The organism is Paenibacillus sp. FSL K6-1330, assembly GCF_037976825.1.
In the GTDB taxonomy this organism is placed as follows: Bacteria; Bacillota; Bacilli; order Paenibacillales; family Paenibacillaceae; genus Paenibacillus_AQ.
Map to the genome: position 1 here is coordinate 4,574,106 of NZ_CP150269.1, position 19,116 is coordinate 4,593,221.

Below are 19,116 nucleotides of genomic sequence, written 5' to 3' on the forward strand. Positions count from 1 at the left end.
TGGTTCCCATGTTGATCAAAAAAGCGGTTGTTTGCGCTTTCATCTTTCTCGCTATTTTAGCAGCCGCCATCGTAACAAATACTCGTACACATCCCAGTTATCAGCAGGAAAACACGTCAACCAGGGTTTATCAAACTCAAGAAACCCCTTGGTTCTTACCCCGAGAATACGTAAAAATCATTCGAACATCACCCGAGCCCCTGCCGGATGAGCCTTAATTCACAGGCATGCGGCATTTATCCGTGAAACTGAATTTCATTATTCTCCTTGTTTCGTTTATTTCTTCGAATCACCCACGAAATGATCAGAATGATGGCCAGCACCACGACGATTCCTGCTGCATAATAACCGTACCGGTTAATCAAGGCTCCAATATGATCGACGACCTGATCTCCGACAAACATGCCTAAAGAGAAATAACCGATGGTCCATACAAAGGACGCGGAATACGAATACATCGCAAATCTGCGATACGGCATCCCTTTCATTCCTACCGCATAGGGCGTCACGTTGCGCAAGATGGGCAAAAAAGCGCTAATGCATATGGCGTAATTGCCGTATTGGCGGGTCAACCGTTCGGATACATCAAGAAACTGGCGGATTTTCGACTTTTCCTGGGCGCGGTTTAACAGCTTGCTCGCGGTAAAGCGACTAAGCATGTAACCTACCGTCGATCCCGAGCACACACCAAGAAACGTCATGATAAAAGACGGAAACGGCGTTAAAATCTCGGATGCCGCTAACGCTCCGCCTGTCATTGCCACGACTTCATTAGGCACAGGAAGACCGACCAATCCAAGGCACAATACGACGAATAATGCGTAGTGCCCGATCTGTTCTATAAAATTGAATAGCGTATCCACCCCTGCCCCCCTAATCCGTCCCTAGAATAGTATCAGCTTATATGACAACGTAGTTTTCGCAAACGTGCTGCAGGCGAGGATATGAACTGGACCTGAGACCAGTTTTATTATGGATCATGCCATTAGAGATTTTTAAATGCCGATATAAACGAACCCGGATCATCCTTCACCGTGTACGAATACACTCCTTGCTGGGTGTGCAAGTATAAGAAACCACCGCCGTCTCCCATCGGCCGATACGACAGGTCAAAGACCTGCTTGATGGGGAACTCCCGGTATTTCGTTACGATGCGATCCTCGTACAGGAACATCTCCCGCCCCTGCTCTTCCGTTCGTTGTTCGATACCATCCACGACTCGGTTGATTTTGTAGTACGGCTGCACGGCTACCCAATTCACAAGCTCCCTCCTTGCTGTCTTTACATTTTTATTTGGAAGATTGCACTTCCCCCTTCTTCTTTCTTCGGCTCCTGATTCGTTCCAGCAGCTCCAGCGCCCCGATAAATAGTACGAATACAACGAAGAGCGCAATCGCCCGGCCAGGCTCGATCAGACCGGTAATAGACGCAACGATGCCGGTAATGCCTACAATAATAATACCTATTACGGATAGTTTCCAACCTGTTAACATATGTATGCTCCTAAAGTAAACGTAATTGCCACCCATCAAGATCACAGCTGCATGATCAAAAAACGTTAGATACACACGGAATGTATCATAAAGAAGCCCTCATATTCAAGTTATAATCGATTTTCAATTTCAATTGCCAACCCTCGTTACATTTGCAATAATTTACTCAGGAGAGAATGAATAAGCCCACCTCCAAACACAAAAAAGACAGGGGGAACAAGGTATGAATTCAACAACCTGGATACTGATTATTCTATTCGTTGTGGTGGATGTATGGATTATTTCTTTTTTCGTGAAACGCTCGTTGCGCAAACACAGCAGCCAGTCACTCCCTAATGGCAATAAGCTTCGACGCGGGAAAATACCTGAACTGCCGCCGATCGTCAAGGCAGGAAGCCCGGCGAGTGAGCTTGTCGGCAAATTGGAGGCTGCACTGCCCTACACCTATCAGAGCATGCTGAAGCAACGAGTAATGAGTGAGCATCCGAATCTGTCTGAACAGGAGTATGAATGGAGATGGCAGGAGCTTAAACGGTTCTTCATCATGTGCGCCGTGCTGGATCGTGTCCCCATGTTCAGCAAAGACGTGGATGAAGTATGGCATGAAATGTTGATGTATACATACGAGTACCAACAATTCTCGGAACGCTTTCTTGGAAAAATGCTTCACCACGCTCCAAATACCGGAAGCGAGCATGTGCCTATTCCGAATGAACGTGCGTGGTTTGATACGGTATATGTACAATTATTCGGTTGGCATGAATACAGCGCCAAGCTATGGGGAGCTTTCTTTCGCGTCCCGCTGCCGCGCGAAGAGCTGGAGGTCTACACTTCCCGCCATTTCACCGTGAATCATGGCCAGAAGCGCTTTAATGCCTGGACCTACGAGAAGATGCCTGCAGCGCATACGGCCATCGATGCAATCATTCTGGATCTGCAAGATCGGGTTCGAACTGCCCAGGAGGAGCCGGCGCGTCATGAGAAGCTGGTCGATTTCCGGAATAGCGATGTGCTCCTGGCTGCGGCCGTCTATTTTGCCTGGAACGCACCGGAACAATTTGGTGACCACATGATCCCTGATGAACGCGAGCTTCACAAAAACAGCAGCAGCTCCTCCTGCACCTACGCTTCGGCATGTGGGTCTGGCGGATCGGATTCGGGCGATGGGTCATCAGGCGATGGATCGGGCTCCTCTTGCAGCAGCGGTTCATCCTGCAGCAGCGGGTCCTCTTGCGGGAGTGGCTGTGGCGGCGGCTGCAGCAGCTAAGTTGCAAACTTAACATGAACATGAGCGCCTACTTATTAATGAATAGAACAAAAAGCATGGGCTGAGATTTCAGGCCCATGCTTTTTGTTTGATCTAATGTTCAACCCCCGCCATATACAACTCGGCCTCGTCTTACCTTGATACCGCCAAGCCAGTTGATGTTAAGAGACTTCGTATTTACCCCAAACAAATCCGGATGATCCGACACTTGAAAATGCAAATGAGCTTCGGTTGAGTTACCGGAATTGCCGCATCGACCTATCAGATCGCCTGCTTCGACCTCAGCGCCTTCCTTCACGCATACCGACCCCTTCTTTAAATGTGCATATAGACTATATTCTGAAGTTCCATGATCGATGATGACATAGTTACCGACGGGTTCAGTTTCGTTTGTTATACCCACTGGCTCATTGTCTATGATGTTATTCTCGGTACCCAGCACCTTCCCACGGGCACCAGCAAGAATCTCTTCCCCAAACGCAAAGTAACTCTCATTCTTGTCGGGATCTCCTTTATAAGACATCGCGTTCTCAGTCTTTATGACGTCTATGGCGTACCGCTGGCTTTCCTCTACGTAATGGTAATTATCCACAACATTCTCGCCGCCCCAGAACACATACCATTTTCCGTTAAAAGGAAGTCGGAAAACTGAGTCTGTTTGCTTGGCATCCGATTCAGGAAATCTCTCAATAGGCGATAACATAAGCCCTCCAATCGTCCCCTTTTCATCGATCATCGCTTGAATGCCTTTTTGCCCGCTATCATCCAGCCAGTTTATCATTCGGATCCTGTTGAGCGTGTCGTCCATCGTGATATGGAACGCGTTTACGCCTGCTGTGTATTCCTCTGCCATCGCTTCAAATTGTTCGACCGTTACGAGTAAACGTAAATCCTCTCCAAACAGCTCGTACAGCTTGCGGTATTCCCCATTTAACAAGAATCTCGAAACTTCTACCATATTCAAACCTCCTCATGTATGGCAACCCAATATTATCCATAGTATATCTTACGAAATTAACCTGCATCGAAACAAAAACTTAACATTGGTTAAACTTTCAGCTCCCTTAGGTGCATAGGGTCCATGACGAATACGCCGGGATAACAAAACAAACGATCATTGCATACATCTCTAACCAAAACAAAGAAGCGCCTGAACCCATTCATCGATGGTTCAGGCGCTTCTATATGATATAAATTGGCATATTAATTGTTAGACGAGAGAACCAAACCGGAACGGGTTTGCGGTCCAACCTTACGTATGGAAACCTGGTTCCGCTCGGCCCAACGCGTAAGACTCCGAATCCCTTCACAATTCTTCTCTTCAAATTTAAAGCAGCAATACATCGGATTCATGTTCTTGTCCTTGAGGTTGATTTGGAATGTGGTTTTATGGCATCCGGAAACCTTGATCTCACGAATCTGGTCGGCATGAATTTCTACGCCATTGATGGTAATCGTATCTGAATTCTCCTGAATATTCACTTCCCGTTTCACCAATCGGGCATACCATTCAATCGCTAGTGCCGCAACAACAACGACGTTCACCGCCATCTGCATATAGAATAGGACAGGATAAGAATATTCGGTCAAGGTAGCTACTTGAAACAGAATAATGCTAATAACAAAGGAAAACAAAATAACGTCTTTCATTCTCGTAGAGTAATGGATTGCGTATTTCATCATAATCAGCTCCGTTCATTCTGTAAGGGTTTTCATTTAACTCTTACCCTATTATAACACCATTGTACATAATTTTGACACATATCATTCACATTTTTGTCAAAAAATTATTTGCGTCGTTCCATATCCTATGCTTATCCGATGGGTCGCGTGTCGTTCATGGTCTAACTGAACAGAAAAAGGAGCTATCCATCATATTGGATAACTCCTTGTTGCATAGTCTTACTTAGTTAAAGTGGCATTGCCTTCCTTACGCCGAAACCATTTCATTAGAACGGATACAGTATCTATAAGGGTAATAATCACAATGACGTAAATAAGGCCATCCCTGGATCGATCCCAAATTGATTTAGCAATGTCATATGCTTCATCTCCCGGTGTTATGAGACCCAATTGCATGAGCTGATCCATGAAAGACGGATTCCAGATGGCCATATCGGAGAACACGATGACTGCCACGATAACGGAAGCCACGTTAAACATGACATGAACGACGGCAAGCTGCGGCGTCCACTTTCGTGTAATTAACTTGATGCTATCTTTGAGTATGCTGAAGGCTGTCAGAAACCATATCAACGGGAGATACTTGGCAAATGCAGCTTGTTCAAATACAGGAATAGCAACCAGGGTTTCATTTAATCGATAAACACCGATCAGATCAATAGAAAACGTAAATAATACGAAGAACAGTATGGAAAATATGATGCCGAGCACCGGCTCAATCGGTTTAATCTGCGAGGCAGGATCCGGTATTACGGGTAAATCGGCCGGTTTCCATGCATCTTTGGGGACTTGGCGAGTACCACGGTATTCGATATAGGCAAAAATCACGGTGACCCAAACGAACGCTTGTGTTGCTACACTCAGCAATGAGACGAAGTACTCCAGAAGCTGCTCGGCGGTGGGATCCGAGCGTGTAAAGAAATCAATGATATAGACAATGCCAAGAGCAACGGCTATCGAATACAGAACGATCCTCAGGACGGACCAATAGCTGTCAATCAAACCGGGACCAATAAGATAACGCTCTCTCCCTCTATATCTTGCTGCCATTTCCCCGGGTGGCCCGAGCTCCAGCAGCACCTGTTCTACAGCTTCAGTGCTTGCGATCTCACCACCAGCGCCCCTGTCTTCCAGCATATCTTCGATGAGTCCATGAAGTTCCTTTTCAATATCGGCCCTTTGCGATTCGGGCAGCTTCTGCGTCACCGCATAAATATACCTGTTAATCAGATCCATTACTTGAGTCCCCCTTGTCATCAACAAGTCCCTCCAGACTTGTCATCATATCCTTCCATTCATGATATAGCTGCCGATATATATCCTTACCTGTCTGACTTATGATGTAATATTTTCTCGGACGAGCCTCATTCGTATCCCACTCGCTATCCAGCAAGCCTTGTTTCTCCAACCGCCGCAGCAAGGGATACAGGGTACCCGCTTCCACGCTGATCCCCTTCTCCTGCAGTATGGTCACCAATGAATATCCATACTGAGGTTCCGACAATTGGCTGAGGACACCAAGAATGATGGTTCCTCGCCGAAGCTCCTGAACCAAACTGTGCAGAATATCTTGATCCTCTGACATATCATCAACTCCTGGAAATTATTATACTGTATGCCACACACTAATGTATATAGTCGAATAATAATTATTTAAAATTATTTTTCGATTAATACTTGTTGCAAGGCTCCTGAACCAGACAGCAGGCCACATTAAAGCCTACCCTTTCATGTAAAAAAAGGTTATCCTACGACCGGGACTGTCCCAGGTCATAAGATAACCTTCTTACTTGCTCTCATCTCATTTAACATTTCCAGCGATGTGTTCCGCGTCAATCCTGCCGCTTTTCGAAAAACTATACGATCTCCTGCGCTTCCTTGCCCAGGAGACCCAACATACGAAGACCGTACTGTATACCATCTTGATCAACATCCCGGGTTATATATCTGGCCGCCTGCTTAACGATCTCCGGCGCATTGCCCATAGCCACACCGTGGCCTACATGTGACAGCATCTCCAGATCATTCAGATAGTCACCAAAAGCGATAGTATCCTCGAGATCGATGTGCAGCAGCTGAATTAATTGTTTGATCCCTTCCGCTTTGGATCCGCCCGACGGTAACACATCGATTCCATAAGGACCCCATCGAACGAAATCGAACCGACCTTCGAATCTGTTCACGTAAGCCGCTTCCTCTTCCTCCGTGCAGAATACAATAGCCTGATAAATGTCTCTGCCCAAGTAATATTCGGGATCATATTCCGGGATCGTAAGTTTCAGCTCGCCCCAGCTGGAATCGATATGAACATGCTCGGTTACGTTCATCTTCATGGCTTCACTGCCGGCATAGATGATCGGATGATCAAGCTCCACGGCCTGCTCCGTCAGCTGCTGCAAGGCATCTATCGCCAATGGATTTCCATAGATCGGTTGGCCTTCGTGAACCACATACTGTCCGTTCAAACAAACATAGGAATTGATACCGAGCTCCTCCCGCAGTTCTTCAAAATGATAAGGAGCGCGCCCTGTCGCTATGGCGACGATGTGCCCGGCATCCTTTAACTCTTGTATGGACTCCTTCGTTGTAGCCGGAACCTTTTTTTCATGATCCAGCAGCGTCCCGTCAATATCAAAAAATATGATTTTCCTATTCAATGAAACTCGCCTCTCTTCCGTATATTCTAGCCAGTAACCATATTGTAAATGATGAAAAGCATTTCAGAGCAAGCCACAATTTCAGCAAGGTCGGATCCGGCGCTTCCCGACAATGCATAAAAACCGCGCCGGAGCGCGGTTTTCACGATATCAAAAATCGAAAAAATAAAAATAATTATTTCGCTTCCGAGCGAACCTCATCGAGCATTTTATCATTGAATCCGAACAACCAAGTCAGTACAAACGTTATAGCCATCGCTGTTAAGTTGCACAAAATGTAAAGTGGAAGCTGACTGTTCAAGTATAGGAGCGTACCGGGTATAACGGTAATCGCCATACCCGTAGCCTCAAGCTGGAAGAGGGAAGCCATGAAACCGCCCACGCCACCGCCGATCAGGGCGATAACGAACGGTCTGACGTAACGGAGGTTGACCCCGAAGATCGCCGGTTCCGATATTCCCAGCATGGCCGAGAATGCGGATGGCAGGGATAACGCCTTTAGTTTCTTATTTCTTGTCTTGAGTCCGACAGCCAGACAAGCTGCCCCCTGCGCTGCCATGGCGCTAGTCACGATCGCATTAAACGGATTGCTTCCCGTCTTCTCAAGAAGCTGAATTTCAAGGAAGTTGAAAATATGATGCACGCCGGTGACTACAATGATCTGGTTGAAGAAACCGATCACAAGACCCGCAATGCCAAACGGCAGCTCCAGCAAGAAGGTGGTCACGTTCATGACTACCTCTTCCAGAGAGTGGAACACGGGTCCAATTGCGAACAGACCGAGGATGATCATAACGAGCAGAGTTAAAAATGGCGTAACGATCAAATCAATCGCTTCAGGAATACGCTTTCTCAAAAATCTCTCGAATTTCGCGCCCAGCAGTCCGATGAAGAAGGCTGGCAGGACCGAACCCTGATATCCGACAACCGGAATGAAATCGAAGAGCATGAGCGCTTCGGCCGAACCGTTCGCCACGCTATATGCGTTGGGAAGAGCCGGGTTAACCAGCATCAAACCCAGCACGATACCAAGCACGGGGCTGCCTCCGAACACCCGGAATGCGGACCATGCCACCAATGCCGGCAAGAAAGCAAAAGCCGTATCCGTTAGTACCTGGGTGAAAAGCAGAAAATTAGGCGAGATATCATCAGGCGTCGCTCCAAACCAGGCGAGGACGGTTTCTTGCGTCAATAATCCCCGTAATCCCATGAACAAACCTGTGGCGACTAATATCGGGATAATCGGTACAAAGACGTCACCGAACGTGCGAATCGCCCGCTGAAACGGATTTCCTGATTTTTTCGCCTCGGATTTCAACTCATCCTTGCTTGTGCTCTCCAGCCCAAGCGATTCTACCGCTTCAAAAATCTGATTAACGGTTCCCGTCCCAAAAATAATCTGATATTGGCCGGAGTTGAAAAAAGCGCCTTTGACCTTATCGATATTCTCGACCTTCTTCTGGTCAATCTTCTTCTGATCGTGAACCATAATTCGGAGTCTCGTAGCACAGTGGGCAAAGGAAGCGATGTTCTCCCTGCCACCGATGGCTTCCACTACCTGCTTTGCAATTTTCCGATTATCCGCTGCCATGTTCATTCATCCCCTTCTATATCTTTTACGGCTTGGGCAAGATCCCACTTCGTGACCTTCAAGCCGGTGCTGCCGTTTTTTGCGAAAAATCGAATATGACGGCTGTCCTGCTTTGGAAATATCCGACTCGTAAACACCTCTTCGCCATCATTGACGAACACTTCTGCCGAAGAAATATCCACAAAGAGATGGAATTTGATTGAGTTTACTTTGGCATGCAGCATACAGGTACGTGTCGTTCCGTAATCACTCACAATCGTTGCACCCGATGATGAGCGATCCAGCGTAACCTTTTGCCTGACGGCGTCATACCGGATGACGGTCCGCTCCGTTTCGCCGGCTCGAAATTCAATGCCAACAACGTCCGCTTCGATCGAGTGGAACTCGCATATCATCTCGAATACGGTTCCCTCAACCCCTGCATAACTCTTCACTTCGCCGTAAAGCGTATCCGCTGCTTCCATGGCTGTCGACACACGAAGAAGTTCCAACTCGGGGACGGGGTTCTGAATCAGCTTCCCTTCACGGAAAGTGAGTATACGAGGAAGCGTCAAACAATGCGCCCAGCCATGCGAGTCGGTTGGATAGACGACCTCCGGCAAACCCATCCAGCCTACCATGATGCGCCGGTCTTTCTCATCCAGCATGGTCTGCGGCGCGTAGAAATCAAAACCTCTGTCCAGCTCGTAAAAGGAGCCGTGTTCAAACTCCAGCGACCTCCGATCCAGCGGCTTGCCCGCGATGTAGCCGGATTGGTAAACGTTCCGGAATTCGTCGTCTTGCGGACTGAGCCCCTGCGGCGAGAACAGCAGCACGCCCTGTCCTTCCAGTTCAAAATAATCGGGGCATTCCCACATGTAGCCAAAATGTTCAAGACAGGTTTGGATTTCCCCTTTGCATGTCCAGTCCAGCAAATCCGGTGATTCATATACGACAGCCGTTCCTGTCTGATCGTCCCTTTGGGCGCCGATGACGAACCGGAACAGGTCTTCGTCTTTCCATACCTTCGGATCACGGAAATGCTCGGTATATCCGTCCGGCACACGGTCAATCAGCGGCTTATCGAACTTCGTGATGGCGCCAACACGGTCCATCACGGCCATGCATTGATAAGAATGCCTGTTCCATTCCTCATCCCGGGTATTCCCGGTATACATCAGATACAGTTTGTCGTCTTTCACGATCCCGCTTCCCGAATAGGCGCCGTATGCATCATGCGAGTCCCCGGGCTCAATGGCGATGCCTTTGTTTTGCCAGTGCACCAAGTCCTTGGAGGAGGTATGGTACCAGTATTTCAGGCCGTGAAACGTGCCCAGAGGAAACCATTGATAAAACAAGTGGTATTCCCCGTTATAATAAGAAAATCCGTTGGGGTCATTCAGCAAGCCCATGATGGGCTGTATGTGAAACCTCTGCCTCCATTCGCTTCGTTTCGCTTGCTCCTTCAAGGAGGCAATCTCTTCGGGAGAGGCCTGATCCAGGCGTCGGTATCTCGGTTCTCTGTCCATGTCTCTTCTCCTTGTAAATAGGCTTTCTCAAAAAAAACCAAACTGATCATGCTATGCGTGAACATCAGCCTAACTCATTTATAACGGAACCGGTTCCATTTAGGGTTAAAAATAATGAACTCAGCTCCAATACCAAGCAAAAGCAGTATTGGAACCGGTTCCGTTTTTTTCAGTATAAAATACCTAATTTAGATTGTCAACGCTTTCCCGATGAATCATATCGCAATTCATGACCGTCAGGAAATCCACAGGCTCGTCGTTGACCAGCTTTATGATATGCTGAGCGGCGAGGTGGCCCGCTTGGGAATATCCATATTTAACCGTTGTCAATCCGGGATGAATTACTTCGGTAACGTCGTATCCGCCAAATCCGGTAACGGAGAGTTCGTTGGGGATCTGGATGCCCTTCATATGAGCCGCTTTCATAACGCCTAACGCGATGTTGTCGGTAGCGCAGACCATTGCAGTTGGCAGCGTTCGGTTCAACTCAAAAATGGACAATGCGGTCTTTACACCATCCGACATCTTAAACCCACTCTCATAGAGAACCGCCTCAACCTCGTCATACTCGCTTAACGCCTTCAGAAACCCTTCCTTCCGCTGAACTCCGACAGCAACGTCTTTTTCCGTCACGCCGATATAAGATATATGACGGTGTCCCATGGACAGCACATATCGGCCCATGTCATAACCTGCGGCATAGTCGTTATATATCATGCTGTGGACATCCTTATGCTGTTGTCCGAGCAGGATGACGGGGATGCCGATCTCTTTAATCGCGGCAAGATGCGTTTCCGTCACCTGAGTAGCGAATAAAATAATGCCAGATATTTTTTGTCTGGCGAGATCATACAGCGCTTCAATCTCCCTGGATAAGTCCTGGCTTGCATTAATAATGAGAAGCTGATAACCGTGTTTCCTTAATTCTTCATCCATGCCGGCAACGGTCTGCGATGCTGAGAATGAATCCAGACGCGGCACAATGGTGCCGATCATGCTGGTTTTTTTCGCTTTCAAGCTCTGTGCGAACGAATTCGGAATATAACCGGTTTCCTGAATGACCAGCTCTATCTTACGGCGTGTTGCATTACTGACAGAACCTCCGTTTAAGAAACGGGAGACCGTGCTTTTGGCAACTCCGGCTTTTTTGGCAATATCTGCAATCGTGTTCTTCATTCGGTGCTCCCGGGAGCCGCTTGCGGCGCTGCAACGAACAGATTATCCTCCACAGCTCCTTGCTCCGCAGCACAACTGGAAATGAGTTGTTTGTGCATGAATCTCTCCCCTTCGATTTTGCTTTTTCCTAACTATACCATGACGTCCAGGGATCCGTGAAATGCAGACTCCACCCCGAGCCTTTGATGGGCAATACTTTTCTGCGTTCCAGATTCTAGCGAGGAACGAAGCGATTCAAAGGGGGATTCTCCATGCAAATCCCCTTTCGGGACGCGCAAATGGACCGTGCCTTATCCCGTTATTACATGGTTACTGTTAACCTTGCACGGTTCGCTCAGCCGATTCGACGGTATGCTTCAGCAATGTAGCAATCGTAACGGGGCCAACACCGGCAGGTACTGGTGTAATTGCGGATGCCAACTTCGCGCAGGCATCGTAATCGCAGTCGCCGATATTGCCTGGATTATAGCCGGCATCCAATACGACGGCTCCCGGCTTGATCCAGTCCCCTTGAATGAAATTAGGCTTGCCTACGGCCGCAACCACGATATCTCCCTGGGACACAATCTCCCCAAGGTTCTTCGTTCTCGAGTGGCAGATCGTAACGGTAGCATTGCGATTAAGCAGCATCATCGATACCGGCTTACCCAGAATCGGACTGCGTCCGACCACCACGGCATGCTTCCCTTCGATCGGCAGATCATAATAATCCATAATCGCAATAATCGCAGCAGGCGTACAAGACGGATTATCGGCAAAACCAAACGCATTCTGCGAGAAACCGAGCGTGGTTACTCCATCCACGTCTTTTTTAATGTCAATGGCATCAAAGGCTGCCCGTTCATCGATATGATGCGGTACCGGATGCTGCAGCAGAATACCGTGGACATTCGGATCCTCGTTCAGCTCTTGAATCGCAGCAATCAGCTCCTCGGTCGTTGTCGATGTCTCCAGCACTACTTTCTTGGATATGATGCCAAGCCGCTCGCAAGCATTTCCCTTCATCCGCACATAGGTCGCCGAAGCAGGATCATCGCCAACCAGAATCGTTGCCAGACAAGGCGTTACCCCCTGCAACTTCAATTCCTGTACCTTTACAGCCAGCTTGGCCTTGATATCGTCGGATACCTTTTTTCCATCTAAAATTACGGGTTCCTTACTCATGCTAATCCGCTCCTTCGCCATTGTATTAAAAAACATAAAGAGGCAAGGCGACTTCATCGTCTCCTTACCTCTTGCCCAGGCGTACGGCATATGATCCTATGTGCTCCCTCTTGGTACCCCAAGCTACGCCAGTAACACATAGATAACTTTTTTTAATATACCACGACTTTGGACATCGCGCTACCGGGTATGAAGCCGACCGCTTTAAATCACAATCTCTTTGATTCATTTACGGGAAGCACACATGATTCTGATTAGTCTCTCGGATAATTCACTTCCATAATGTCCATAAAAGGAACCTTCGTTATAACACCATTCTGTTTCATATGTACCTTCCCTGTTCGGGAGTCCATTTGATCGATTTGCCCGCGGACCGCCTCTTCCCTTCCCCAGACCGTCAGCACGATAACCGATTCCTCCTGGTAAGCTTCCGTAAGCTGATTTCCGAGTTCTTCCAGTACAAACTCATCTCTAGTGGGTCTCTTTGGAACCTTTGCTTTTGCCATTACCTTGTCCTCCTGATTGATGTTGCTCATGCGTCAGCATTACATTCTGAAATACGATAAAGCTATCATCGAAACATGAATTGGGAATCTTCTTCCTATTCTTCCTATTATACAACAAATACAAAGCAGGTGCTCTGGACTTGATAGTTATAAGTTCTGGACAGATAAATAGATTGACCACATCATTAAATGATTTTTTAAAATCCGGTCCTTCTGAAGGGCGCTTTCTAAACAGGGTAATAACTTTTCCTGCAATTGAGTTTTTAAATGATGAATTTCCGCATATTCCCCTGCTTCTTTCGTATTCTTCTTTTGAACTTTCCATGACAAAAATCCCCTTAAGTAAACTGTAGCGCTCTTCTTCAGCACTGTCTACGCAAAGGGGATTATATTCTAGATTACCTATAAAGCCCTCAAGTGGCTCCTTATCCATTCGTAATTATTACGATTAATTTCAATCAAAAAAATATAACCTTACAGTGATAGCTCTTCGATGGCCATCCAGGGCAGCGGATTGTTAAACGTCGACCAATCCAGCTGCATTTCCTGATCGCTCAACAGACAATCGTCCAGCTCCTGCTCGATTTGTGACTGTTCCATCCCAATCCCGATCATCACGAGCTCGGTCATCCGATCCCCCCAGACGGCATCCCATTTTCGCTGCACATCCGGCTCACTCTGAATCAGCTCCTGCTGTTCCTGCTCGGTTAAAGCAGCCACCCAATATCCAGCTGGCCCGAACTGAATCGAAGGACCCGCTTGACTTAGACTTGCCGCAACATCCTCAAGCACTGCCAGCCAAGCGATCCCTTTCGCGCGTACGACCTCTTCCGGCCAATAACTCATGAATGCTGCCAGCCGTTCCGGATGAAACGGTCTTCTTCTCCGATAAACAAAAGAGCTGATGCCGTATTCATCCGTTTCCGGTACATGCTCTTCCTTCTGAAGCTCCTGAATCCAGCCGGGGGACTGACTGGCTTTCTCAAAATCGAATAAACCGGTATTCAGAATTTCTGCAGGAGCGACTTGTCCTTTTACAGTGCGTATGATTTTGGCGCTTGGCTGAAGCTTACGAAGGATGCCTTCAACCTTGGCCAATTCGTCTTCGCTTACCAGATCACATTTGTTCAACAGCAGCACATCGCACGTCTCAACCTGGTCGATCAACAGATCCACCACTTCCCGCGTATCCTCTTCGCCCAGCGCTTCCTTCCGATCGAGCAGGCTTTGGCCCGAAGAGAAGTCTTTCCAGAATCGGTTCGCGTCTACAACCGTCACCATGCAATCCAGCCGTGCTAGGTCGGACAGCTGTACACCGGATACCTCATCTGGATAAACAAAGGTCTGCGCAACAGGCACGGGCTCGCTAATACCCGTCGATTCAATCAGGATATAGTCAAAACGGTTTTCTTGTGCCAGCTTCTGAACTTCCTGCACCAAGTCTTCCCGGAGGGTGCAGCAGATGCAGCCATTGGACATTTCGACCAGCTTCTCATCCGTTCGGGACAAGCTCCCTTCCCCTCGAACCAAATCCGCATCAATATTCACTTCGCTCATGTCGTTCACAATGACCGCTACCTTCAATCCATCACGATTATGAAGCACATGATTCAGCACGGTCGTTTTGCCTGATCCGAGGTAACCGCTGAGTACGGTAACTGGAATCTTATTGTTGTTATTCATCTACTGAACTTCCTCCATTCCTTAATCGTAATAATTACGATTTATACGGTATGATATTATATCTCCTTCAGCGAATTGTCAATCCTTCCGTGCAGAAAATGATCCGGCCAGCAAAATAAACCTCCGGCACTTAGGTACCGGAGGTTTATTTCCTCACCATTTAACTTATCTTGGTAGCCCATTTTCTTATGGTCAAGTGTCACTAATCGTTTGTATACATAATATGAATTATCTCAAGACGAAAAGGAGAAATTCGATGAATCAACAAAACTATAACCTTCAAGAAACTCAACAAAGAGAACCTCAGCCTTATCATCATGGTCATGGGCATGGTCATGGGCATGGTCACGGTCATGAGCATCACCCCCATTTTCATCCATATAGTTTTCCATCAGGCCATCATATGATCCATCATCATCACCATCACCACTATCACCATCACTATCAAATGAGGAGAGAAGAAGAGTAGTATTAAAAATTAATAACGAAAAACGCAAGGCGAGAAGATCTACGCCACGGTTGCATGTCGCGTTCATGCAGCCGTGCGTGTCATTCTCGCCTTTTCTATGCTTACATCGTATCACGGTAAAACTGTCATGTGGTGCTCATCATACGGTTAAACTACTCTCGAATTTTGCTCACTTTATTGTCAAATTACGTTCAGTTACTAACCCTTTGAGGAAAGGCAAGATTCATTTCCGAATATTCCTTTACAAGAATATTCTCATCATGGTATATTGTAACCAATCGTTGGTTAATATTCACAAATAAGGAGGGCAAGATATGAGCCAAGAAGTAATTTCGTTCATCGAAAACCTTAGTCTGCCTTGGCAAGTAGACGTCAGTAACAAGCTTCGACTCATGGTCCATGAAGCAATTCCGGAGGTAGAAGAAAAGATTCAGTACAAAAAACCACATTTTCTAAAGAACGGACAATATGCAGCTGTGATTTCACCATCAAAAGATGCAATCGCCTTTATGATCATGAACACAACAAATCTAGAAGTCCCCAAAAATTTCGATGGTCCACCCGAACGAAAATGGCTTAAAATTCGAGAAGATGATACTCCAGACTATGAGCTGCTAGCAGAACTTTTAGTTCAAGCATCGAGTTCGTTGTAATAACAAGATCGGGGGTAAGGTCATATGAAACAGACAACTTTGAACGCACTAGCCGAACCTAACCGATTGCAGATAGTCGAACTATTACGAGACGGTCCCTTAACTGTCAGTCAGGTTGCTGATCGCCTTAAAATCCGGCAGCCGCAGACTTCCAAACATTTAAAGATATTGCATGAAGCAGGATTGGTAGAAGTTCAGGCAGAGGCTAATCGACGGATATATAGACTACGACCTGAACCGCTACAAGAGATGGACGAATGGTTGGAATCGTTCCGCGGTATTTGGGAACAGCGCTTAGATCAACTTGAGGATTATTTAGACAAATTACAAAAGAAAGGGTAGCAGCCGCAACCTTTCATATTAGGAGGAATTCAAATGACCGAGCAAAGCAAAAGTGGCTTACTTCTAACCCGTGTTTTCAATGCCCCTCGAGAACTGATTTTTAAAGTTTGGACGGATCCAGAACACTTCGGTAAATGGTGGGGTCCTCAAGGGTTTTCACTAGATGTTATTAGAATGGATGTACGTCCAGGTGGTATGTTCTTAGGTTGTCAGAAGTCGCCAGATGGTACCCAAGCCATGTGGGGTAAATTTGTATATCAAGAAGTCATAGTTCCTGAAAAACTGGTATTCATCCAATCATTCTCTGATGAAGAAGGTAACACTATACGTGCACCTTTTAACGCAAGCTGGCCACTTGAAATTATTAATATTATCACACTTGAAGAAGCCGATGGAAAAACAACGCTAACAATGCAGGGTGGCCCTGTCAACGCAACTGCAGAAGAACAAGCAGCATTTGATGAAATGGCTCCAATGGTGAAACAAGGATTTGGCGGTACTTTTGATCAACTCGCTGAATATCTTAAAAGCCAGCAATAATTACATTGACCAAGGAAGCGCGAAAACAGCGGCGGCGAACCTATTTGTTCGCCGCTTTTTAATTCTTCAGAGCTCAGCGTCATCTTGCTCGAAAACCCCCTTAAGTTTAAGGGGGTTTTCCATACTATCAGCGCCTTAATTATTTTTCAACGAATCGTGCTGTCACCAGATCCTGCCGAAAAAACAACAAGTTTCCTTGTAAAAATAACCCGGGCAAATGTATGAATCCGCTGATTACAGCTCGATGCATTTGTGACGACCGCGTTGCCCGGGCATTCGTATACATTTTCGTGAAATTACAGCTTCTGGGCAACTGCTTGTTCCGTTGCCTGTTCATCGTCTTTATCCTCAGGCTTCTCACCGTCTTTCCAGATGACCTGTTCGCCGTAATCTTTTCCCCAATCGTACATCAATTTCAAGATCGGCATAAGACTCTCCCCGTAGGGCGTGAGCGAATATTCGACCCGAGGCGGAACCTCGGGGTAAACTACACGATGGACCAGTTGATCTTCCTCCAATTCGCGGAGCTGATTGGTCAGCATTTTTTGCGTGATATGAGGAATCATTCGATTTAGCTCACCGAAGCGTTTAACGCCCTCTAAACCAAGATGCCATAGGATGATCAGCTTCCATTTGCCGCCGATAACCGCCAGGGTTAACTCTTTATGGCAGTTTATTTCCTTCAGATTGATTCGCTGTTTGACTTCACTTGCCATAATGCATCACCCCTTCTTCCCTACAGTATACAACGGTCGCGGTTATATCAACAAAGTGGAAAATATCACATGACAGCACCCTACTCCAAATTGGCATGCAGGCCAAACATTTGGTCCGAGTGGAGCTCACTCTTCTCCATCAATCTCAGGATGACCGCATCCAGCACGATCAGCATCGTCTGTTCAAATAAAGAGGCCATCGGTTGAACAGTGACGAGTGTATCTTGATTCTGATCCTTGGTGCTTCCGGGGAGCTGAACGATCGCATCGGAAAGCTCTCCGATACGCGATTCGGGCTTCACCGTTACGACTGCTATGGCTGATCCGATATCCTTGGCTTTCTGAGCCATCGCCACCAAGCTCTGCGTTTCGCCGGAGCCTGAACCGATAAATAGTAAATCCCGCGCGCCGATGGCCGGGGTTACCGTATCGCCGACGATATGCACCTTATATCCCATCTGCATTAACCGCATCGCAAATGCTCGGATCATCAGACCGGATCTGCCGCCCCCTGCCAAGAAAATAGCATCGGATTGCTCGATCCGTTCAATTAATTCCTCGACCTGGACAGCATCAACCTGCTGTATGGATTCCGCGATTTCCTTGGCAACGACGGCTGCTTGTTGAAATATCTTTTGACTCATTCTGATTTAAGCCTGCTTCACAAGTTGGTTCATTTGAGCCGCTGCAACCTTCTTGTCCGTTTGGCTTGTAATTCCGCCGCCGACGATGACGAGATCGGGATTCGCCTGGATCACCTCAGGGAGCGTCTCGATTTTGATTCCTCCCGCAACGGCAGTCTTCGCATGTTTAACGACACGTTTGATCGCCGCCAATTCCTCGAATGAGTTTTTACCTTCCGCCTGGTGATCGTAGCCGGAATGCACGCAAATGTAATCGACGCCGAAAGCATCAATCTCCCGTGCTCTTCCTTCAATGTCCTTTACGTTGATCATATCCACCATGACCTGCTTGCCTTGCTTGAGGGCTTCCGCCACCGCGCCTCTGATCGTGGAATCGTCGGATACGCCAAGCACCGTAATGATATCCGCGCCCGCTTCGGATGCCTTCATGACCTCATAACCGCCCGCATCCATAATTTTTAGATCGGCCAGCACGCGCAGATGCGGGAAAGCCTCTTTAATCGCTTTTACGGCATGAAGCCCTTCGTTAATGACAACCGGCGTGCCGATCTCCACGATATCGATAAACTCGGCGACTTCAGCCACCACTTGTTTTGCTTCCGGAATATTCACCAAATCCAATGCCAATTGAAGTTCCATATTGTCAATCTCTCCTTATGAGTGTATTGGTTAATAACTACACAATTATTGTAGAGTAGACAGTTTACTTTACGGAAGTACGTACTTATAAGTGAGATACTTACGTGGAAGTAAGTAATATGGAGGGACAAGGGTTAGTTGCTTCATTTTTTTCTGTTATGCATGCTGTCTCAATGCGGCTGGTAAAAAACAATTAAGCCTGTTTGTTCACTTTCGACTGACATCCGGCTGTGGTTTAATATAATTGTCAGGCCGGACAAAATGATCGGAAAGGAGGCTGAACGAATTGATTCAGAATATGGAGGTGGCATCCGCATAAGCGGGTGTCACGTTTAGGGGAGCCCTATATAGGGCTCCCCTTCATTTGAAAACTGGAGGAAACGCG

Annotated in this window: 24 protein-coding genes and 1 riboswitch; of the genes, 5 read left to right on the forward strand and 19 right to left on the reverse strand. The window is 47.1% G+C overall.

Annotated elements, in window-relative coordinates; genetic code table 11:
* The first annotated feature begins 8 nt into the window (after positions 1-8).
* A complete protein-coding gene (locus NYE54_RS20595) occupies positions 9-218 on the forward strand; it encodes a hypothetical protein (protein ID WP_339265844.1) in 210 nt (69 codons plus the stop codon).
* Positions 219-236: 18 nt separating this feature from the next.
* Here the strand turns inward: NYE54_RS20595 and NYE54_RS20600 are convergent, their stop codons facing one another.
* The 3 genes from NYE54_RS20600 to NYE54_RS20610 all read right to left on the reverse strand — a co-directional run bounded on the left by NYE54_RS20600 (position 237) and on the right by NYE54_RS20610 (position 1,493).
* Positions 237-863 (reverse strand): DedA family protein, encoded by a 627-nt coding sequence (locus NYE54_RS20600; RefSeq protein WP_339265846.1) that lies wholly within the window; start codon positions 861-863, stop codon positions 237-239.
* Positions 864-985: 122 nt separating this feature from the next.
* Positions 986-1,261, reverse strand: a complete 276-nt coding sequence (locus NYE54_RS20605) for a hypothetical protein (protein ID WP_071220365.1) — start codon at positions 1,259-1,261, stop codon at positions 986-988.
* Positions 1,262-1,289: 28 nt separating this feature from the next.
* Positions 1,290-1,493 carry a hypothetical protein gene (locus NYE54_RS20610; RefSeq protein ID WP_098746414.1) on the reverse strand — a complete coding sequence of 68 codons (204 nt, stop codon included), beginning with the start codon at positions 1,491-1,493 and terminating at the stop codon, positions 1,290-1,292.
* Positions 1,494-1,716: 223 nt separating this feature from the next.
* On the opposite strand from NYE54_RS20610, the gene NYE54_RS20615 reads away from it, so the two are divergent.
* Positions 1,717-2,760: a hypothetical protein gene (locus NYE54_RS20615; protein ID WP_339265849.1), complete on the forward strand. Its 1,044-nt coding sequence runs from the start codon at positions 1,717-1,719 to the stop codon at positions 2,758-2,760.
* 100 nt (positions 2,761-2,860) lie between these two features.
* Here the strand turns inward: NYE54_RS20615 and NYE54_RS20620 are convergent, their stop codons facing one another.
* The 13 genes from NYE54_RS20620 to NYE54_RS20680 all read right to left on the reverse strand — a co-directional run bounded on the left by NYE54_RS20620 (position 2,861) and on the right by NYE54_RS20680 (position 15,264).
* Positions 2,861-3,718 carry a M23 family metallopeptidase gene (locus NYE54_RS20620; protein WP_339265851.1) on the reverse strand — a complete coding sequence of 286 codons (858 nt, stop codon included), beginning with the start codon at positions 3,716-3,718 and terminating at the stop codon, positions 2,861-2,863.
* Between the two features lie 245 nt (positions 3,719-3,963).
* Positions 3,964-4,443 carry a hypothetical protein gene (locus NYE54_RS20625; protein WP_339265853.1) on the reverse strand — a complete coding sequence of 160 codons (480 nt, stop codon included), beginning with the start codon at positions 4,441-4,443 and terminating at the stop codon, positions 3,964-3,966.
* A gap of 219 nt (positions 4,444-4,662) precedes the next feature.
* Complete coding sequence (locus NYE54_RS20630) at positions 4,663-5,679, reverse strand: hypothetical protein (RefSeq protein WP_339265855.1); 1,017 nt, start codon at positions 5,677-5,679, stop codon at positions 4,663-4,665.
* Positions 5,666-6,028 carry a PadR family transcriptional regulator gene (locus NYE54_RS20635; RefSeq protein ID WP_339265857.1) on the reverse strand — a complete coding sequence of 121 codons (363 nt, stop codon included), beginning with the start codon at positions 6,026-6,028 and terminating at the stop codon, positions 5,666-5,668. Before NYE54_RS20635 ends, NYE54_RS20630 begins: the two co-directional genes overlap by 14 nt.
* Positions 6,029-6,299: 271 nt before the next feature.
* Positions 6,300-7,100 (reverse strand): Cof-type HAD-IIB family hydrolase, encoded by an 801-nt coding sequence (locus NYE54_RS20640; protein ID WP_339265860.1) that lies wholly within the window; start codon positions 7,098-7,100, stop codon positions 6,300-6,302.
* 175 nt (positions 7,101-7,275) lie between these two features.
* The gene (locus NYE54_RS20645; protein ID WP_098746427.1) at positions 7,276-8,697 is read right to left on the reverse strand and encodes a sucrose-specific PTS transporter subunit IIBC; all 1,422 of its coding nucleotides are present in this window, start codon (positions 8,695-8,697) and stop codon (positions 7,276-7,278) included.
* Positions 8,694-10,199 carry a sucrose-6-phosphate hydrolase gene (locus NYE54_RS20650; protein ID WP_339265863.1) on the reverse strand — a complete coding sequence of 502 codons (1,506 nt, stop codon included), beginning with the start codon at positions 10,197-10,199 and terminating at the stop codon, positions 8,694-8,696. The genes NYE54_RS20645 and NYE54_RS20650 overlap by 4 nt, the downstream gene beginning before the upstream one ends.
* A gap of 183 nt (positions 10,200-10,382) precedes the next feature.
* Entirely contained in the window at positions 10,383-11,375 is a 993-nt protein-coding gene (locus NYE54_RS20655) for a LacI family DNA-binding transcriptional regulator (protein WP_339265865.1), read from the reverse strand.
* Between the two features lie 315 nt (positions 11,376-11,690).
* A complete protein-coding gene (locus NYE54_RS20660) occupies positions 11,691-12,539 on the reverse strand; it encodes a tetrahydrofolate dehydrogenase/cyclohydrolase catalytic domain-containing protein (RefSeq protein ID WP_339265867.1) in 849 nt (282 codons plus the stop codon).
* 66 nt (positions 12,540-12,605) lie between these two features.
* Positions 12,606-12,685, reverse strand: a riboswitch (ZMP/ZTP riboswitch).
* 108 nt (positions 12,686-12,793) lie between these two features.
* On the reverse strand, positions 12,794-13,045 hold the full coding sequence (locus NYE54_RS20665; protein WP_076321967.1) for a YolD-like family protein: 252 nt from the start codon (positions 13,043-13,045) through the stop codon (positions 12,794-12,796).
* Positions 13,011-13,370 (reverse strand): hypothetical protein, encoded by a 360-nt coding sequence (locus NYE54_RS20670; protein WP_339265869.1) that lies wholly within the window; start codon positions 13,368-13,370, stop codon positions 13,011-13,013. The genes NYE54_RS20665 and NYE54_RS20670 overlap by 35 nt, the downstream gene beginning before the upstream one ends.
* A gap of 149 nt (positions 13,371-13,519) precedes the next feature.
* On the reverse strand, positions 13,520-14,728 hold the full coding sequence (locus tag NYE54_RS20675; protein ID WP_339265871.1) for a GTP-binding protein: 1,209 nt from the start codon (positions 14,726-14,728) through the stop codon (positions 13,520-13,522).
* A gap of 233 nt (positions 14,729-14,961) precedes the next feature.
* Entirely contained in the window at positions 14,962-15,264 is a 303-nt protein-coding gene (locus tag NYE54_RS20680; protein WP_339265873.1) for a hypothetical protein, read from the reverse strand.
* A 247-nt stretch (positions 15,265-15,511) separates the two neighbouring features.
* Here NYE54_RS20680 and NYE54_RS20685 point away from each other — a divergent pair, with 247 nt between their 5' ends.
* From NYE54_RS20685 to NYE54_RS20695, 3 genes are read left to right on the forward strand one after another with little or no spacing between them, the layout of a single operon-like run.
* The gene (locus NYE54_RS20685) at positions 15,512-15,850 is read left to right on the forward strand and encodes a DUF1801 domain-containing protein (RefSeq protein ID WP_339265874.1); all 339 of its coding nucleotides are present in this window, start codon (positions 15,512-15,514) and stop codon (positions 15,848-15,850) included.
* Between the two features lie 24 nt (positions 15,851-15,874).
* Complete coding sequence (locus tag NYE54_RS20690) at positions 15,875-16,192, forward strand: metalloregulator ArsR/SmtB family transcription factor (protein WP_215154063.1); 318 nt, start codon at positions 15,875-15,877, stop codon at positions 16,190-16,192.
* Between the two features lie 33 nt (positions 16,193-16,225).
* Positions 16,226-16,732, forward strand: coding sequence for an SRPBCC domain-containing protein (locus tag NYE54_RS20695; protein WP_339265876.1), 507 nt, complete (start codon positions 16,226-16,228; stop codon positions 16,730-16,732).
* Between the two features lie 296 nt (positions 16,733-17,028).
* Here the strand turns inward: NYE54_RS20695 and NYE54_RS20700 are convergent, their stop codons facing one another.
* The 3 genes from NYE54_RS20700 to hxlA all read right to left on the reverse strand — a co-directional run bounded on the left by NYE54_RS20700 (position 17,029) and on the right by hxlA (position 18,731).
* Positions 17,029-17,448 carry a helix-turn-helix domain-containing protein gene (locus NYE54_RS20700; protein WP_339265878.1) on the reverse strand — a complete coding sequence of 140 codons (420 nt, stop codon included), beginning with the start codon at positions 17,446-17,448 and terminating at the stop codon, positions 17,029-17,031.
* 80 nt (positions 17,449-17,528) lie between these two features.
* The gene (gene hxlB, locus NYE54_RS20705) at positions 17,529-18,092 is read right to left on the reverse strand and encodes a 6-phospho-3-hexuloisomerase (RefSeq protein ID WP_339265879.1); all 564 of its coding nucleotides are present in this window, start codon (positions 18,090-18,092) and stop codon (positions 17,529-17,531) included.
* A 6-nt stretch (positions 18,093-18,098) separates the two neighbouring features.
* The gene (gene hxlA / locus NYE54_RS20710; RefSeq protein ID WP_339265881.1) at positions 18,099-18,731 is read right to left on the reverse strand and encodes a 3-hexulose-6-phosphate synthase; all 633 of its coding nucleotides are present in this window, start codon (positions 18,729-18,731) and stop codon (positions 18,099-18,101) included.
* Positions 18,732-19,116: the final 385 nt, after the last annotated feature.

Coding starts and splice junctions, on each gene's coding strand:
- NYE54_RS20595 (WP_339265844.1), top strand. CDS start 9: ATGTTGATCAAAAAAGCGGTTGTTTGCGCTTTCATCTTTCTCGCTATT.
- NYE54_RS20615 (WP_339265849.1), top strand. CDS start 1,717: ATGAATTCAACAACCTGGATACTGATTATTCTATTCGTTGTGGTGGAT.
- NYE54_RS20625 (WP_339265853.1), bottom strand. CDS start 4,443: ATGATGAAATACGCAATCCATTACTCTACGAGAATGAAAGACGTTATT.
- NYE54_RS20700 (WP_339265878.1), bottom strand. CDS start 17,448: ATGGCAAGTGAAGTCAAACAGCGAATCAATCTGAAGGAAATAAACTGC.
- NYE54_RS20635 (WP_339265857.1), bottom strand. CDS start 6,028: ATGTCAGAGGATCAAGATATTCTGCACAGTTTGGTTCAGGAGCTTCGG.
- NYE54_RS20695 (WP_339265876.1), top strand. CDS start 16,226: ATGACCGAGCAAAGCAAAAGTGGCTTACTTCTAACCCGTGTTTTCAAT.
- NYE54_RS20610 (WP_098746414.1), bottom strand. CDS start 1,493: ATGTTAACAGGTTGGAAACTATCCGTAATAGGTATTATTATTGTAGGC.
- hxlA (WP_339265881.1), bottom strand. CDS start 18,731: ATGGAACTTCAATTGGCATTGGATTTGGTGAATATTCCGGAAGCAAAA.
- NYE54_RS20670 (WP_339265869.1), bottom strand. CDS start 13,370: ATGGAAAGTTCAAAAGAAGAATACGAAAGAAGCAGGGGAATATGCGGA.
- NYE54_RS20675 (WP_339265871.1), bottom strand. CDS start 14,728: ATGAATAACAACAATAAGATTCCAGTTACCGTACTCAGCGGTTACCTC.
- NYE54_RS20690 (WP_215154063.1), top strand. CDS start 15,875: ATGAAACAGACAACTTTGAACGCACTAGCCGAACCTAACCGATTGCAG.
- NYE54_RS20645 (WP_098746427.1), bottom strand. CDS start 8,697: ATGAACATGGCAGCGGATAATCGGAAAATTGCAAAGCAGGTAGTGGAA.
- NYE54_RS20665 (WP_076321967.1), bottom strand. CDS start 13,045: ATGGCAAAAGCAAAGGTTCCAAAGAGACCCACTAGAGATGAGTTTGTA.
- NYE54_RS20660 (WP_339265867.1), bottom strand. CDS start 12,539: ATGAGTAAGGAACCCGTAATTTTAGATGGAAAAAAGGTATCCGACGAT.
- hxlB (WP_339265879.1), bottom strand. CDS start 18,092: ATGAGTCAAAAGATATTTCAACAAGCAGCCGTCGTTGCCAAGGAAATC.
- NYE54_RS20620 (WP_339265851.1), bottom strand. CDS start 3,718: ATGGTAGAAGTTTCGAGATTCTTGTTAAATGGGGAATACCGCAAGCTG.
- NYE54_RS20630 (WP_339265855.1), bottom strand. CDS start 5,679: ATGGATCTGATTAACAGGTATATTTATGCGGTGACGCAGAAGCTGCCC.
- NYE54_RS20655 (WP_339265865.1), bottom strand. CDS start 11,375: ATGAAGAACACGATTGCAGATATTGCCAAAAAAGCCGGAGTTGCCAAA.
- NYE54_RS20685 (WP_339265874.1), top strand. CDS start 15,512: ATGAGCCAAGAAGTAATTTCGTTCATCGAAAACCTTAGTCTGCCTTGG.
- NYE54_RS20680 (WP_339265873.1), bottom strand. CDS start 15,264: ATGAACGCGACATGCAACCGTGGCGTAGATCTTCTCGCCTTGCGTTTT.
- NYE54_RS20650 (WP_339265863.1), bottom strand. CDS start 10,199: ATGGACAGAGAACCGAGATACCGACGCCTGGATCAGGCCTCTCCCGAA.